Source organism: Pseudomonas sp. LAIL14HWK12:I1 (assembly GCF_003202095.1).
Taxonomy (GTDB): Bacteria; Pseudomonadota; Gammaproteobacteria; order Pseudomonadales; family Pseudomonadaceae; genus Aquipseudomonas; species Aquipseudomonas monteilii.
Genome location: NZ_QJKG01000009.1, coordinates 1 through 16,006, shown reverse-complemented (window position 1 = coordinate 16,006; position 16,006 = coordinate 1). Strand labels below are relative to the sequence as shown.

General features: G+C 62.6%; 10 protein-coding genes. 7 read left to right on the top strand and 3 right to left on the bottom strand.

Annotation, left to right across the window (positions count from 1 at the left end):
- Positions 1-59 precede the first annotated feature (59 nt).
- Positions 60-2,435 carry a phosphoenolpyruvate synthase gene (gene ppsA, locus D906_RS20790; RefSeq protein ID WP_025754479.1) on the bottom strand — a complete coding sequence of 792 codons (2,376 nt, stop codon included), beginning with the start codon at positions 2,433-2,435 and terminating at the stop codon, positions 60-62.
- A 178-nt stretch (positions 2,436-2,613) separates the two neighbouring features.
- Here ppsA and D906_RS20785 point away from each other — a divergent pair, with 178 nt between their 5' ends.
- Positions 2,614-3,432: a pyruvate, water dikinase regulatory protein gene (locus D906_RS20785; RefSeq protein WP_016714844.1), complete on the top strand. Its 819-nt coding sequence runs from the start codon at positions 2,614-2,616 to the stop codon at positions 3,430-3,432.
- Between the two features lie 97 nt (positions 3,433-3,529).
- Here the strand turns inward: D906_RS20785 and D906_RS20780 are convergent, their stop codons facing one another.
- Positions 3,530-8,395: an NAD-glutamate dehydrogenase gene (locus D906_RS20780; protein ID WP_025754480.1), complete on the bottom strand. Its 4,866-nt coding sequence runs from the start codon at positions 8,393-8,395 to the stop codon at positions 3,530-3,532.
- A gap of 273 nt (positions 8,396-8,668) precedes the next feature.
- Here D906_RS20780 and D906_RS20775 point away from each other — a divergent pair, with 273 nt between their 5' ends.
- Entirely contained in the window at positions 8,669-9,022 is a 354-nt protein-coding gene (locus D906_RS20775) for a hypothetical protein (protein ID WP_019096165.1), read from the top strand.
- 8 nt (positions 9,023-9,030) lie between these two features.
- On the opposite strand, the gene D906_RS20770 is transcribed toward D906_RS20775, so the two are convergent.
- On the bottom strand, positions 9,031-9,936 hold the full coding sequence (locus tag D906_RS20770) for a LysR family transcriptional regulator (RefSeq protein ID WP_025754481.1): 906 nt from the start codon (positions 9,934-9,936) through the stop codon (positions 9,031-9,033).
- Positions 9,937-10,060: 124 nt separating this feature from the next.
- Here D906_RS20770 and lysA point away from each other — a divergent pair, with 124 nt between their 5' ends.
- The 5 genes from lysA to D906_RS20745 all read left to right on the top strand — a co-directional run.
- Positions 10,061-11,293, top strand: coding sequence for a diaminopimelate decarboxylase (gene lysA / locus D906_RS20765; protein WP_025754482.1), 1,233 nt, complete (start codon positions 10,061-10,063; stop codon positions 11,291-11,293).
- A 111-nt stretch (positions 11,294-11,404) separates the two neighbouring features.
- Complete coding sequence (locus tag D906_RS20760; protein ID WP_019096162.1) at positions 11,405-11,905, top strand: sigma-70 family RNA polymerase sigma factor; 501 nt, start codon at positions 11,405-11,407, stop codon at positions 11,903-11,905.
- Between the two features lie 5 nt (positions 11,906-11,910).
- Positions 11,911-12,846: a FecR domain-containing protein gene (locus D906_RS20755; protein WP_019096161.1), complete on the top strand. Its 936-nt coding sequence runs from the start codon at positions 11,911-11,913 to the stop codon at positions 12,844-12,846.
- A 111-nt stretch (positions 12,847-12,957) separates the two neighbouring features.
- Positions 12,958-15,441 (top strand): TonB-dependent receptor, encoded by a 2,484-nt coding sequence (locus D906_RS20750; RefSeq protein ID WP_027615642.1) that lies wholly within the window; start codon positions 12,958-12,960, stop codon positions 15,439-15,441.
- A gap of 294 nt (positions 15,442-15,735) precedes the next feature.
- Positions 15,736-16,006, top strand: a 271-nt coding sequence (locus D906_RS20745; RefSeq protein ID WP_033733636.1) for a toxin VasX, incomplete at its 3' end; no start/stop codon positions are given.

Sequence of the window (16,006 nt, the reverse complement as noted above, 5' to 3'; positions counted from 1 at the left end):
ACTCGCCCTGGAAAAAACCAGGCGGGGGTACGCCAGACGTCCCCCCGCGTTTTACAGCATCAGGCCGCGCCTTGGCCTTCGGCCAGGAAGAACCAGGTTTCGAGTACCGAGTCCGGGTTCAGCGACACGCTTTCGATGCCCTGCTCCATCAGCCATTTGGCCAGGTCCGGGTGGTCCGATGGGCCCTGGCCGCAGATGCCGATGTACTTGCCGGCCTTGTTGCACGCGGCAATGGCGTTGGCCAGCAGCTTCTTGACGGCAGGGTTACGCTCGTCGAACAGGTGGGCGATGATGCCCGAGTCACGGTCCAGGCCCAGGGTCAGCTGGGTCAGGTCGTTGGAGCCGATCGAGAAGCCGTCGAAGTACTCCAGGAACTCTTCGGCCAGGATGGCGTTGGACGGCAGTTCGCACATCATGATCACGCGCAGGCCGTTGTCGCCGCGGGCCAGGCCGTTTTCGGCGAGCAGGTCGACCACTTGGCTGGCTTCGCCCAGGGTGCGTACGAACGGCACCATGATCTCGACGTTGGTCAGGCCCATCTCGTTGCGCACGCGCTTGAGGGCACGGCACTCGAGCTCGAAGCAGTCACGGAACGATTCGCTGATGTAACGCGAAGCGCCACGGAAGCCCAGCATCGGGTTTTCTTCTTCCGGCTCGTACAGCTTGCCGCCGATCAGGTTGGCGTACTCGTTGGACTTGAAGTCCGACAGGCGCACGATGACCTTTTTCGGGTAGAAGGCCGCCGCCAGGGTGCTGATGCCTTCGACCAGTTTCTCGACATAGAAGCCGACCGGGTCGTTGTAACCGGCAATGCGCTTGTCGACGCTGTCTTTCAGGTCGGCAGGCAGGCCGGCATAGTTCAGCAGTGCCTTGGGGTGCACACCGATCATGCGGTTGATGATGAACTCCAGGCGCGCCAGGCCGACACCGGCGTTGGGCAGCTGGGCGAAGTCGAAGGCGCGGTCCGGGTTACCGACGTTCATCATGATCTTGAACGGCAGCTCCGGCATGGCGTCGACGGAGTTCTGCTTGACGTCAAAGCCCAGCTCGCCTTCGAAGATGAAGCCGGTATCGCCTTCGGCGCAGGACACGGTCACGCCCTGGCCGTCTTTGAGCACCTGGGTGGCGTTGCCGCAACCGACCACGGCCGGAATGCCCAGCTCACGGGCGATGATCGCCGCGTGGCAGGTACGGCCGCCGCGGTTGGTCACGATGGCGCTGGCGCGCTTCATCACCGGTTCCCAGTCCGGGTCGGTCATGTCGGAAACCAGTACGTCGCCCGGCTGGACCTTGTCCATTTCCGAAACGTCGTTGATCACGCGCACTTTGCCGGCGCCGATGCGCTGGCCGATGGCACGGCCTTCGACCAGCACGGTGCCTTTTTCTTTCAGCAGGTAGCGTTCCATGACGTTGGCGCTGGAACGGCTTTTCACGGTCTCAGGGCGCGCCTGGACAATGTACAGCTTGCCGTCATCGCCATCTTTGGCCCACTCGATGTCCATCGGGCGCTGGTAGTGCTGCTCGATGATCATGGCCTGTTTGGCCAGCTCGCTGACCTCGGCATCGCTCAGGCAGAAGCGTGCGCGCTCGGCGCGGTCCACTTCCACGGTTTTGACCGAACGGCCGGCCTTGGCTTCTTCGCCGTAGACCATCTTGATGGCCTTGCTGCCCAGGTTGCGGCGCAGGATGGCCGGGCGGCCGGCCTGCAGGGTGTTCTTGTGCACGTAGAATTCGTCAGGGTTGACCGCACCCTGCACCACGGTTTCACCCAGGCCGTAGGCGCCCGTGATGAACACCACATCGCGGAAGCCCGACTCGGTGTCGAGGGTGAACATGACGCCGGCGGTGCCGGTTTCGGAGCGGACCATGCGCTGCACGCCAGCAGACAGGGCCACCAGCTTGTGGTCGAAGCCCTGGTGCACGCGGTAGGCGATGGCGCGGTCGTTGAACAGCGAGGCGAACACTTCCTTGGCCGCGCGGATCACGTTGTCGACGCCACGGATGTTGAGGAAGGTTTCCTGCTGGCCTGCGAACGAGGCGTCCGGCAGGTCTTCGGCAGTGGCCGAGGAGCGCACGGCAACCGCCATGTTGTCGTTGCCGGCAGCCATCGCGGCGAAGGCGGTTCGGATTTCCGAATCCAGACGTGCCGGGAACTCGGCTTCCATGACCCACTGGCGAATCTGCGCGCCGGTTTTGGTCAGGGCATTGATGTCATCCACGTCCAGCGCGTCGAGCGCGGCATGGATCCGGTCGTTGAGACCACTCTGTTCGAGAAAATCGCGGTACGCCTGCGCCGTAGTGGCAAAGCCGCCCGGCACCGATACACCAGCACCTGCAAGGTTGCTGATCATCTCGCCCAGGGATGCGTTCTTGCCCCCCACATGCTCCACATCATGGACGCCGAGCTTATCGAGGGAAACTACGTACTCTACCAAGGTGATCTCTCCACTAACTGTGTTGGAAAAGCTCAAAAGGCGCCCGCCTGTCTTCTGTGACTTGGCCGGGCGTTTGTGGCCTGTACCTGGAAAATAAGTGAGAATGCCGACAGCCGCATTCGGCAAACCGAACTTATCATATCCAAGAAACGTCATCAGCTTAAGGCCCAGATCGCAAATGAAACGAACCGCGTTCTTCATCTCCGACGGCACCGGTATCACTGCCGAAACCCTGGGCCAGAGTTTGCTCGCGCAATTCGAGAGCATTCCGTTCAACAAATTTACCCGCCCGTACATCGATTCGCCGGACAAAGCACGGACCATGGTCCAGCAAATCAACGCCGCCGCCGAGCGTGACGGGGTGCGCCCGATCATCTTCGACACCATCGTCAATCAGGACATCCGTGAGATCCTGGCGACGTCGAATGGCTTCATGATCGACATCTTTTCATCGTTTTTATCCCCGCTCGAGCAGGAATTGACCGCCCATTCGTCGTATTCCGTGGGTAAATCGCACTCGATTGGCGGTAATTCCAACTACATGGAACGCATCGAGGCGGTGAACTTCGCCCTGGACAACGACGACGGCGCGCGTACCCACTACTACGACAAGGCCGACCTGATTCTGGTTGGCGTGTCGCGTTGCGGCAAGACCCCTACCTGCCTGTACATGGCCATGCAGTTCGGCATCCGCGCCGCCAACTACCCGCTGACCGAGGACGACATGGAGCGCCTGCAGCTGCCGGCGGTGCTGAAAAAGCACCACAACAAGCTGTTCGGCCTGACCATCGACCCCGATCGCCTCACCGCCATCCGCCACGAGCGCAAGCCCAACAGCCGCTATTCCAGCTTTGCCCAGTGCGAGTTCGAAGTGCGCGAGGTGGAGAACCTGTTCCGCCGGGAGAACATTCCCAACATCAATTCCACGCATTTTTCGGTGGAAGAGATTTCGGCGAAGATTCTGGTGGAGAAAGGGGTGGAGCGCAGGTTCAAGTAAGCCTGTTCTGGCCCTTTCGCGGGCATGCCCGCGAAGAGGCCAGCACAGGGATAAAAAAACCCGGCATCTCTGCCGGGTTTTTCATTTCAGCTCAAGCTCAGGACGGCACCACCGCCGCCTGCCCGCTCATGGCCAGGTCGACCAGCTCGCGGTTGGCCACCGCGTACATCGCATAGTCGGTGCCCGTGGCATTGCGCAGGTCGTCCAGCATGGCGCGCCAGCGCTCCACCATCACCCGGTGCTGCTCGGCCCACAGCGCCACGCGGGCGTCCATGTCTTCCGGTGCATCGGCCATCTGCAGTACCGAGATGGTGATTGCCCGTTGCTGCAGGTCAATGTCATCGCGGAACGCTTCGCGGGCCAGGGCCTGCCAGTTGTTTTCCACCGGTAGGTTGCTGATTTCCTGCAAGTACCAGGTCAGGTCCAGCGCGCTGCCCACCGCAAAGAACGCCTTGGCCACCTGCGCCGGCTCATGGCCGGTGACGTCGGCGGCTTCGATGATCGGCAGCAGGGTGTACAAGTGGCTGGTACCGGCCACCATGCGCGCCAGCAACTCCGGCACACCGGCGTCGACAAAGCCCTGGTAACGCACCATCCAGCGTTCGCGGGTCGGGCCTTCCAGCAGCTCGTCCAGCTTGAGCCCCAGCTGCGCGATCTTCGGCCCGAAGTGTGCGGTGTCGCGCCCGGCATCCTGCTCGTTACGGCGGCTACGCAGGAACCAGCGGGTGGCACGGCGGCCCAGACGCATCAGCTCGTCCATGAGGGTGAGCTGGATTTCTGCGGGCACCTGGTAGTCCAGGGCCTCGATCTGGCGGAACCAGTGAGGCAGATGGAAGATGTCGCGCACGATCACATAGGCCCCGGCCACGTTGGCCGGGCTCATACCGGTCGACTCCTTCAGGCGCTGGACGAAGGTGATGCCCATGTTGTTGACCAGGTCGTTGGCGATCTGGGTACTGACGATTTCACGCTTCAGGCGGTGGCGGCGCATGGCCTCGGCGAACTTGCTGACCAGCGACGGCGGGAAGGCGGTTTCCATGTCGCGGGTCAGGTAGTCGTCGTCCGGCACCAGCGACTTGAGCAGTTGCTCCTTGAGGTCGATCTTGCTGTACGAGATCAGCACCGACAGCTCGGCGCGGGTCAGGCCCTGGCCGGCAGCCAGGCGTTCAGCCAACTGCTCTTCGGACGGCAGGAACTCGATGGCGCGGTCCAGCTTGCCACGGCCTTCCAGGTCGGCCATCAGGCGCTTGTACTCGGCAATCCGCTCGCGGGCGCGGCGGGCCGCCAGCGACAGCGCCTGGGTCTGCTTGTAGTTGTTGCCCAGCACCAGGTTGCCGACTTCGTCGGTCATGCTGCCCAGCAGCTGGTTACGCTGCTTCTCGGTCATGTCGCCACCCTGCACCACTTCGTTGAGCAGGATCTTGATGTTGACCTCGTGGTCGGAGCAGTCAACGCCGCCGGCGTTGTCGATGAAGTCGGTGTTGGTGGCGCCGCCGTTCAGGCCAAATTCCACCCGGCCAAGCTGGGTCATACCCAGGTTACCGCCCTCGCCCACCACCTTGCAGCGCAGCTCATTGCCGTTGACCCGCAGCGCATCGTTGGCCTTGTCGCCGACATCAGCGTGGCTTTCGCTGCTGGCCTTCACGTAGGTACCGATACCGCCGTTCCACAGCAGGTCGACCGGTGCCTTGAGCAACGCGTTCAGCAGCTCGGTCGGGGTCAGGCGGTCGGCCTCGATGGCAAAGCGCTCTTTCATCTGCGGGCTGATGGCGATGCTTTTGGCACTGCGCGGGAAGATACCGCCGCCTTCAGACATGATGCTGGTGTCGTAGTCGCTCCAGGCCGAACGCGGCAGGTCGAACAGGCGCTTGCGCTCGGCAAAGCTGGACGCAGGCTCGGGGTTGGGGTCGATGAAGATGTGCAGGTGGTTGAACGCCGCCACCAGTTGCAGCTTGTCGGACATCAGCAGGCCGTTGCCGAACACGTCGCCGGCCATGTCACCCACGCCGATGACGGTGATCGGGTCTTCCTGCACGTTGATGCCACGCTCGCGGAAGTGGCGCTGCACACCCACCCAGGCGCCGCGTGCGGTAATGCCCATCTTCTTGTGGTCATAACCGGCCGAACCGCCCGAGGCAAAGGCGTCGCCCAGCCAGAAGCCATAGTCGATGGCAATGCCGTTGGCGATGTCGGAGAAGGTTGCAGTGCCTTTGTCGGCCGCCACCACCAGGTACGGGTCATCATCGTCGTGACGCACCACGTTGGCCGGCGGCACCACGCCACCGTCCTTGAGGTTGTCGGTGATGTCGAGCAGGCCGGAAATGAAGATGCGGTAGCACGCCACGCCTTCGGCGGCGATCTCGTCCCGGCTACCGCCCAGTGGCAGGCGGCGCGGCAGGAAACCGCCCTTGGCGCCGACCGGCACGATGACCGAGTTCTTCACCTGCTGGGCTTTGACCAGGCCCAGCACTTCGGTGCGGAAGTCTTCTTCACGGTCAGACCAGCGCAGGCCGCCACGGGCGACGTTGCCAAAGCGCAGGTGCACGCCCTCGACCCGAGGCGAATAAACGAAGATCTCGAACTTGGGCACCGGCTTGGGCAGTTCGGGGATCAGCTTGGGGTTGAATTTGAAGCTGAAGTACGACTTGTTCTGGCCGTTGGCATCCGGCTGATAGAAGTTGGTGCGCAGGGTGGCCTTGATCAGGTCCAGGTAGCGCCGCAGGATGCGGTCTTCGTTGAGCACCTGCACGTCGTCGAGCGCGGTCAGGATGGCTTGTTCCAGGCGCTGCTGCTTGTCGTCGAGGTCGTCCTGGGTGAGCTTGCGCGCCAGGTAGAAGCGGGTCTTGAACAACCGGGTCAGCTCGCGGGCGATGTCGGTGTGGTTGTTCAGGGTGCTGGCGATGTAACCCAGGTCGAAGCCCAGGCGGATCTGCTTCAGGTAACGGGCGTAAGCGCGCAGCAGCGCCACGTCACGCCAAGGCAGGCCAGCGGTGAGTACCAGACGGTTGAAGGCATCGTTCTCGGCATCGCCACGCACGATGTGGATAAACGCGTCCTGCAGGGTGTCGTTGAGCTGCTGGATATCCAGGCTCAGGCCTTCGCTGTAGGTAAAGGCAAAATCGTGAATCCAGTACTCGCGGCCACTGGCATGGCGCAGGCGATACGGGAACTCGCCCAGCACGCGCAAGCCGAGGTTTTCCAGAATCGGCAGCACGTCGGACAGCGCCAGCGGGGTGTCAGCGTGGTACAGCTTGCAGTGCAGGATGCGCTCTCCCACCTGGGTCAGCGGCTGGTAGAAGCTCATGGCCAGCGGCTTGCTTTCCGACAGGTTCAGCACATGTTGCAGGTCGACAACGGCCGAGTGCGCGGCGAAACGTTCGCGGTAGCCGGCCGGGAAGCCCTTGGGGAAATCGGCGAGGATGTTGGTGCCTTGGGCTTCGCCGAAGTTCTCCACTACCAGCGTCGAATAATCGTCATGCCACGAGCGGCAGGCCTGGATGACTTCGCGTTCCAGCTGCTGCGGGTCGATGTCGATGCGGTTTTTCGGGTCTACCCGCAGAATCAGTTGCACACGGGCCAGCACCGATTCGGAGAAGAAGGTCCAGAACTCGCAGTCGCTGGCCTTCAGGCGCTCCATCAGTACTTGCTGGATTTTCTGTCGCACTTCGGTGGAGTAGATCTCCCGCGGCACGTACGCCAGGCAGTAGCAGAAGCGGCCGTACGGGTCCTTGCGCAGGAACACGCGGATCTTGTTGCGCTCCTGGATCTGCACGATCGCCATGACGGTGGTGAACAGCTCGTCGATCGGCGTCTGGAACAGGTCGTCGCGCGGCAGCACCTCCAGCACCTGGGCCAGTTCCTTGCCGAGGTGGGCCTTGGGGTCGAAGCCCGAGCGGCGCTCGACTTCGGCTACCTTGACGCGGATGTAAGGGATGGCATGCACGCTTTCGCCATACACCGACGAGGTGTACAGGCCCATGAAGCGGTGTTCCTTGATGACCTTGCCATCGGCGTCCAGCTGGCGGATCGACACGTAGTCCGGGTAGGCCGGGCGGTGCACGCGGCTGGGCAGCGCGGCCTTGGCGAACGACAGCAGCAGCGGTTCGTTGAGGTAGGCCACGGCGTAGTCTTCGATGCGCAGCTCTTCGGCCGTCAGGCCCACGCGCAGGCGGCGCGGCAGGCCGAGGAACGACTGCTCGTCGTAAACCATCTGGCCGCCATCGGCGTCGCCCTTGACGGTGAATTCTTCATAGCCCAGGAAGGTGAAGTGGTTGTCCAGCAGCCACTCGAGGAAGGCCTTGACCTCGCCCTTTTCGTGTTGCGCCGGGCCGAAGGCGGTCTGTTCCACCTCGGCCACCACGTCACGCAGCTTGGCCTTCATCGGCTCGAAATCGGCGACTGCCACCCGCACCTCGGCCAGCACCTGCTCGATTTCGCGGGCCAGCACGGTCAGCTCTGCGGCATTGGCGCAGCGGTCGATCTCCAGGTACATCAGCGACTCGTGGCGCACGCCCTCACCCTGGGTACCCTTGGGCAGCAGCTCCAACAACTCACCCTTGGCGCCACGGCGCACGCTGAGCACGGTGGTTTGCAGGGTGTGAATGCTGTAGCCACGGCGGTTGAGCTCGGTGCGCACCGAGTCGACCAAAAACGGCAGGTCGTGGTGCAGCACTTCGACCACGGTGTGGGTCGATTGCCAGCCGTTGCGCTCGTAATCAGGGTTGTACACCCGCACTTGCGGGTATTCGGGGTCGAAACGTTCGATGATGCGCCAGGCTGACAGGGTGCAGCCGGCCAGGTCGGAAAGCCTGCGCTGGGTGAGTTCGTCCAGAGAGATGATGCCGAAGAACTGCTCGGCGAACAGCGCCACTTGTGGCAGGGACTGTTCGCTGATGTGCTGCGCCAGGGCCGCTTGCAGTTGATGCTGGAAGTCGGCTTTGCTGGCTGCGGTGAAGAACGCCATCTGTGGTACTCCGCTTGGGCTTTGTAATAGTTGAAGCGTCGCTGCGTGCGCCGTGTACGGATCAACGATAGCCAACCCGTGGCAAGGCGGACGGTAAAACCAGACGTTGAACGTGCGCGGGCACGCCCAGGGCTCGCCGAAGCTTAACGACTGATCGGTCATCAACGCTTGCAGCGCTGCGACAATTTCGGTCAAGGGGCGGTAACTTTACGTTTATGCCTGTACGCAAGACTGTCAGAATTCCCTTCCATTCACTTTGATCCGAGCCCGCTCATGCAAATCAACACCGCCCTGCTCTTCGCCACCCCTTGCGATGACGAGGAAGACAACATGGCGACCCTGTGCTGCCACAGCGACAAGGGCCAGATGTTTCTGCTTACCCGCTACCCGGACGAAGACACCGTCGACCTGACCCTGGATGACGAGCCATCGACGCTGGACGGGCTGAAAGTGACCCTGAGCGCCAAGCGCCTGCTGATTGAAGTGGCAGCCGGCGACCGCGATGCGCTGAAGGGGGATGAGGTGCTGGAGATCAACCTGACCAGCGACCTGAGTGACTTGGACGAGGTTAAAGAAACCCTGGAGAACATCTTGGCCGGGACCGGGACATTCGTCAGCGAGTTGTGAGCCCGCATTTACTGCAACGCTGTCTGCATCTCTTGCGCCTGCACCCGCAGCGCCTCGCAAAACGGCTCCACCGCCGCCGATGCCGGCCTGTGGTCTGGCCGTATCAGCATCACCTGGTACGGCACCGACACCCGTAACCTGCGGATCGGCAACCCGCCCTGCGCCGCCTCCAGCCCGCTCAACGGGTTGATGATCGCCACCCCCAACCCTTGCCTGACCATGGCACACACCGAGGCGGCACTGGTGGTCTCGATCACCGTGCGGCGGTTTACCCCCGCCGCGCGAAAGTGCTGGTCCAGGCGCTGGCGGTAAGTGTCCAGGCTGGCCAGGTTGATGAAGTCCACTTCGTGAAAGTCGGCAAGTTCCAGCTCGGCTTTTGCCTGTAGCGAGTGATGCGCGGGCAGCACGCACACCATGTTGGCGCTGAACAGCAGCTCGCCATAGGCACCGCGCGGTATCTGCTCGACCTCGGTCAGGCCAAGGTCGTGCTGCTGGGCCACCAGAGACTCTTCCAACAATGGCGATTCCTGCGCCAGGATACTCACGCTTACGCCTCGATGCTGTTGGTGGAAACGCTGGCAAGCCTTGGGCAGCAACGTCTGAGAGAACAGCGGCAGGCAAGTGATGGCCAGCCTCCCCTGCTCGAAATTGCGAATGGCCTGGGCAAAGCGATCGATCCGCTCCAGCCCGACGTAGGCGCGCTCGACCTCTTCGATCAACAGCAATGCCTGGGCTGTCGCCACCAGGCGCCCACCCTCGCGCTCGAACAGGTTCAGCCCGGTTAACTGCTCCAGCCGCGCCAGCTCGCGGCTGACTGTGGGCTGCGAGGTAAACAGCAGGCGCGCCGCACCGGTCACACTGCCAGCGGCCATGATGGCGCGGAACACTTCGATATGGCGGACAGAGAGTTTCACAGCAGTACCCGGCAAAGTCAGCAATGGGTATATCAGATATGAATGACCGGCAGAAAAATAGCTATTTTTCTGAATTCCTGGTTTGGCTCATCCTCGTGGTCATCCTTATATGAGTAGCGCCACCATGACCGCACCTTTCTCCCTCCTGGCCGAAGCTGTCCGCCAGCACGGCTCGCCGCTGTGGGCGTACGACGCCAGCACCATCGCCGAACGTGTCGAGCAGTTGAAGGTGTTCGACACCGTACGCTTCGCCCAGAAAGCCAACCCTAACCTGCATGTGCTGCGCCTGATGCGCGCCCATGGCCTGGTGCTGGATGCCGTATCGCTGGGTGAGATGGAACGGGCCTTCGCAGCGGGTGCCCGCGTGGACGGCGACCCTGCCGGCGTGGTGCTGACCTGCGACGCGCTGGACCGGCCGACCCTGGAGCGCGTGGTGGCCTCGAAGATCGAAGTGAACGCGGGCTCCATCGACATGCTGCGCCAGCTGGGTGAACGCTCGCCCGGCCACCGCGTGTGGATCCGCATCAACCCGGGCTTTGGCCATGGCCACAGCCGCAAGACAAACACCGGCGGCGAGAACAGCAAGCACGGCATCTGGCACGAAGAGCTGGAGGAGGCACTGGTCTGCATCAAGGCCCATGGCCTGCACCTGGTGGGCGTGCACATGCACATTGGTTCTGGTGTGGACTACCAGCACCTGGAGCAGGTGGCTCGCTCGATGATCGAGCTGATTGGCCGCCTGGGCGTGGATATCGAAGCGTTTTCCATCGGCGGCGGGCTCTCCACCCCGTACCGCAGCACCGACAAACCGGTCGACCTGCAGCGCTACGCCCAGACCTGGGCGGTGGCACGCAAGGAAATCGAAGCGATGCTCGGCCACCCGGTGCGCATGGAGATCGAGCCTGGGCGCTTCCTGGTGGCGGAGTCGGGCTACCTGGTGGCCGAAGTGCGCGCCGTGAAGCAGGTGGGGCGCAATACCTTCGTGATGATCGACGCCGGCTTCAACGACCTGATGCGCCCGGCGATGTACGGTGCGTACCACGGCATGACCCTGCTCGATGCCAACGGCCAGCCAGTGGAACGCCCCCGCCAGCCGACCGTGGTGGCCGGGCCGCTGTGCGAGTCGGGGGATGTGTTCACCCAGGATGACCAGGAACTGACCCCACAAGATCTGCCCCAGGCGCAGGTGGGCGATTTGCTGGTGATTCACGATGCCGGGGCCTATGGGGCGTCGATGTCGTCGAACTACAACAGCCGGCCGTTGCTACCGGAGTTCCTGATCGAGGAAGGGGCGCTGCGCATGATTCGCCGGCGGCAGACCGTGCAGGACCTGCTGGGCCTGGAGGCGGGGTTCTAATCTCAGTGCTTGGGGCTGGATCGCAGCCCCAATGGACAAACCCTCCTTGCAATCACCTTGGCTCATCGCGACAATGCGATCAATTCCTATTCATATTGCGAATTTGACGCCATGTCGACGCTCGATCACCAGGCCCTTCACCTGCTCTACAGCGAAAACAACAGCTGGCTGAAAGGCTGGCTGCGCGCCCGCCTGGGAAACGCAGCCGATGCCTCCGACCTGGCGCACGATACGTTCCTGCGGGTCATGACGGCCCGCAGCCAGCTACCCATTCGCGAACCGCGCAGCTACCTCAGCGCCATCGCCCGCTCCCTGCTGATCGACAAAGTGCGCCGCCGCGCCATCGAAAAAGCCTACCTGCAAGCCCTGGCCCTGCGACCGGAGCCGGTGGAGGTATCACCAGAGGTTCGCCTGTCGATCATCGAAATGCTGATGGCCGTGGACAGCCTGCTTGACGAACTCGGCCCCAAGACCCGTGCCATCTTTCTCGCCGTGCAACTGGAAGGCCTGACCTACGGTGCTGCGGCCGAGCGCTTCGGTGTATCGGTCACAACGGTGAAGAATCACCTGATCAAGGCCATGACCCGCTGCCTGCTGGCCGTCGAAGGCTGAACGGCATGGACGTCAAAACCCTGGAAGCCGCTGCCACTTGGTACGTGCAGCTCAACGATGGCGACAGCAATGAAGCCCGCACCCACGCCTGGCGCCAGTGGCTGCAGGCCAGCCCTCAGCATGCCGCTGCCTGGGCGCGCGTTGAAAAGCTTCAGCAACAATGGGCCATGGTGCCGCCACACGCGGCGCTGTCCAGCCTGGGGGCGGCGCAGACGCAGCGGCGCGATGTGCTGAAAGTGCTGAGCCTGCTGCTGGCCATGGGCGGCGGTGGCTGGCTGGCAACCGAGCAGGTGCCCTATCGCGCCTTGATGGCGCAACAACGTACCGCTACCGGCGAGCGGCGCGCTGTAGAGCTGGCGGATGGCTCGCAGCTGGAGCTGAACGTGGGTACCGCGCTTGATGTGCGCTTTGACAGGAAAGTGCGGGCAATCCAGCTGTACCAGGGGGAGATCCTCGTGCGCCCGGCCAGCGACATTCAGCAGCGCCCGTTCATCGTGCACACCGACGACGGCAGCGTGCTGGCCCACAGTACCGAGTTCAGCGTTCGCAAACTGGCACAACAGACACGCGTAGGCGTGTTGCAGGCCAGCGTCGATGTACGCCCGCAGCGCCATCCTGACCGGGTGCTGCACGTGCAGGCCGGGCAGCAAACGCGCTTTGACCAGCAAGACTTCACCCTTGCCCATGCCCTGCCCGCCGACTCCACGGCCTGGCTACAGGGCATGCTGAGCGTGAACGACTGGCGCCTGGGCGACTTCATCGAAGAGCTGGGCCGCTATCGGCCGGGCGTGCTGCGCTGCGCCTCATCAATCCAGGCCATGAGCATTTCCGGCGCATTCCGTATCGACGATACCGATATTGCGCTGGCCAACCTGCCGAAAACCCTGCCTGTAAAGGTGCGCTACCTCAGCCGCTACTGGGTGAATGTGGAACCCGCCTGAACGGCTGGTGAAAAAACTTTCGCTCAAATCTTGCTGATTTTGATTCTCGTCCGTCCCTGACACAAGCCGCGACGACAGCGACTTTCTGCCATAACTCGGAAGGATCACCCAATGCCTCACCTGCACCCCACCCCTACCACGCTGAGCCAGGCCGTGCGCCTGGTGCTGTTCGGCATGTCCCTGGCCAGCGCGCCAGCCTTGCTGCTGATGCCTGCCCAAGCCATGGCCCAGAGCCAGACTGCCTACCACGTCGCGGCTGGCCCGCTGGGCAACGCCATCACCCAGTTTGGCGTGCAGGCGGGTGTGACCATTTCGTTCGACACTGAGCAAACGCGCAACCTGAACAGCGCAGGCCTGGAAGGCAGCTACAGCATCGAGGAAGGGCTGGTGCGGCTGCTGAGCAACAGTGGCTTGCAGGCACAACGCCAGGGTAATGGCGGCTATGTGCTGGTGCCTTCAGACAACGGTTCGGCGATGGAACTGGGGCCACTGAACATCGATGCCAACCGGCTGGATGCGACCAGCGAAGGCACTCAGTCTTACACCGCCCGCGCCGTGACCATAGGCAAGGGTGTGCACACGCTGAAGGAAACCCCGCAGTCGGTCACCGTCATGACCCGCAAGATGCTCGACGACCAGAACCTCAACACCCTGGAACAGGTGCTGGACAAGACCCCGGGCATCACCGTGTACGACTCGCCCATGGGCGGCAAGTATTTCTACTCCCGCGGTTTCAACCTGGACGGCCAGTACCAGTACGACGGCGTGCCGCTGGATGTGGGTGGCAACTACGTGCAGGCCAACAGCTTTTCCAGCGACATGGCCTTCTATGACCGCGTCGAAATTCTCAAGGGTGCGGCTGGCATGATGAAGGGCTCCGGTTCCTCCGCCGGTGGCGTCAACTTCGTGCGTAAACGCGGCCAGGAAAAAGCCGCTACCACCGTCACCCTGTCTGCCGGTAGCTGGGACAACTACCGCGGCCAGGTCGATGTGGGCGGCCCGCTCAACGAATCCGGCACGGTGCGTGGCCGGGCCGTGGCGGCGCTGCAGGACCGTCAGTACTTCTATGACATTGCCAAGCGCCAGGACCAGATTCTGTACGGCGCCATCGACTGGGATGTCAGCCCCGACACTACGCTGGGCTTTGGCCTGGCCTATGAGGATGTCGATGCCACACCGTGCTATGCCGGTGTGCCACGCTACGCCGATGGCAGTGACCTGAAGCTGTCGCGTTCCACCTGCCTGGGGGTCAGCTGGAACGACCTGCAAAGCCAGCGCATTACCGGCTTTGCCGACCTCAAGCACCACTTCAACGATGACTGGACGCTGAACTTTGCCTCGATCTACACCCACAACAACCAGAACATCGAATACGCCTACTCCGAAGGCACGGTACCGGTCGGCGCCAGCACCGGCAGCATGAGCGTGCGAGCCGGTCGTTTCGACTACGACCAGGACGACTATGGCTTCGATACCTATGTCGATGGCAAATTCGAGGCGTTCGGCCTGCAGCACGAGCTGATCATCGGCGCCAACGCCAGCCGGCAGAAAACCCATGACTACTTCGCGCTGATGCTGCTGGACGGCAAGCAGAACCCATTCGACCCGTCTGCACATTTCCCACACCCGTCCAAGTCCGATTACCTGGTCAACCCGACCCGCGGTGGCAGCGTGCCAACCGACTCCACCACCACGCAATACGGCACTTACGCCAACCTGCGCCTGAAGCTGGCAGAGCCGCTGACCCTGGTGCTGGGTGCACGGGTCAGCTGGTACCGCAACAAGAGCGACTCCTATACCCAGTACTATGATTACTGGGTGAATAACCGCAGCGAAGAAAACGGCCAGGTCACGCCGTTCGCCGCCGTGCTGTACGACCTGAACAACCAGTGGACCGCCTACGCCAGCTACGCCGACATCTTCCAGCCGCAAAGCGACAAAGTGGACGCCGAGCGGCAGTCACTCCAGCCCAAGACCGGTGCCAACTACGAGATTGGCATCAAGGGCGAGCTGCTTGAGGGTGCCCTGAATACTTCGTTCAACCTGTTCCGCACCGTCGAGAATCACCGCGCAGAAAGCGACTACATCGAGACCTGTCCGTCAGGCGACGGCTATTGCTACACCGACAGCGGCAAGGTGCGTGCGCAGGGCTTCGAAGCCGAGATCAGCGGCTCGCCCATCGAGCGCCTGCAACTGTTGGCAGGCTACACCTACACCCAGACCAAGTACCTGAAGACCATCGAGGACACCGACCCCACCGAGCTGACCTTCACCTCCAGCTTCATCCCGCGGCACATGCTCAAGGTGTGGGGTGACTACCAACTGGGCGGCGCCTTGGAGCGCTGGACCTTGGGTACCGGTTTCAACAGCCAGAGCGAGAACTTCCGTACCACCGGCAAGACCCGCGTCGAGCAGCCTGGCTACACCGTGTGGAACGGCCGCGTGCAGTACCGGCTTGACCAGAACTGGACCGTTGCCCTCAACGGCAACAACCTGTTCGACAAAAAGTACTACGCCACTATCGGCGCGCCGGGCTGGGGCAACTTCTATGGCGAACCGCGTAACTTCATGGTGACGTTGCAAGGGGCGTTCTGAAATGCACCAGGGCCGCTTTGCGGCCCTTTTGATTTGCCAGGTCGCCTACAACAAGCCTCTCAGGTTCGCTCTCCCGCCGACTTTCCGTAGCGTGACGAATGCCCCTTCGTGGAAGTGATAACCGGTGAAAACACCTACCGAAGTCAATACCACCGCATTTTCAGAAAACTCCTACGCGCGTATCGGAAGCGCAAAGCTCCAGCAAGAAGTGATTCCTCGCTAGGGTCCAGGTTCGGGTCGAATGCAGCGCGTTGCATGCATTTGCTGATCACTCCTGCTCACTGGAGCACATCCATGGATTCATTGAACGAAGCCCTAGAATTGTGCCGGCGCATCACCACCGGCTACCGTCCCGCCCTGCGCAACAGCCCGGTCGCCGACTGCACCCGCCGCTTCGAGCTGCTGCCCCTGCGCTACGCCGCTGTCGGCGGCAACCCGGCACAACGCGCCCGCCTGCCCAAACTGCCGGGTTATCTCAGCCCGTTCCAGGACGTGGGCGAGATGACCCACTCCAGCTACGCCATCCGCCCCCTGCGTGAGGGCTTTCTTTACCTGCTGATCAAGC

Excerpts from the sequence above, each read along its gene's own strand:
- D906_RS20785 (WP_016714844.1), top strand. The coding sequence starts at position 2,614 with ATGAAACGAACCGCGTTCTTCATCTCCGACGGCACCGGTATCACTGCC.
- D906_RS20780 (WP_025754480.1), bottom strand. The coding sequence starts at position 8,395 with ATGGCGTTCTTCACCGCAGCCAGCAAAGCCGACTTCCAGCATCAACTG.
- D906_RS20775 (WP_019096165.1), top strand. The coding sequence starts at position 8,669 with ATGCAAATCAACACCGCCCTGCTCTTCGCCACCCCTTGCGATGACGAG.
- lysA (WP_025754482.1), top strand. The coding sequence starts at position 10,061 with ATGACCGCACCTTTCTCCCTCCTGGCCGAAGCTGTCCGCCAGCACGGC.
- D906_RS20760 (WP_019096162.1), top strand. The coding sequence starts at position 11,405 with ATGTCGACGCTCGATCACCAGGCCCTTCACCTGCTCTACAGCGAAAAC.
- D906_RS20755 (WP_019096161.1), top strand. The coding sequence starts at position 11,911 with ATGGACGTCAAAACCCTGGAAGCCGCTGCCACTTGGTACGTGCAGCTC.
- D906_RS20750 (WP_027615642.1), top strand. The coding sequence starts at position 12,958 with ATGCCTCACCTGCACCCCACCCCTACCACGCTGAGCCAGGCCGTGCGC.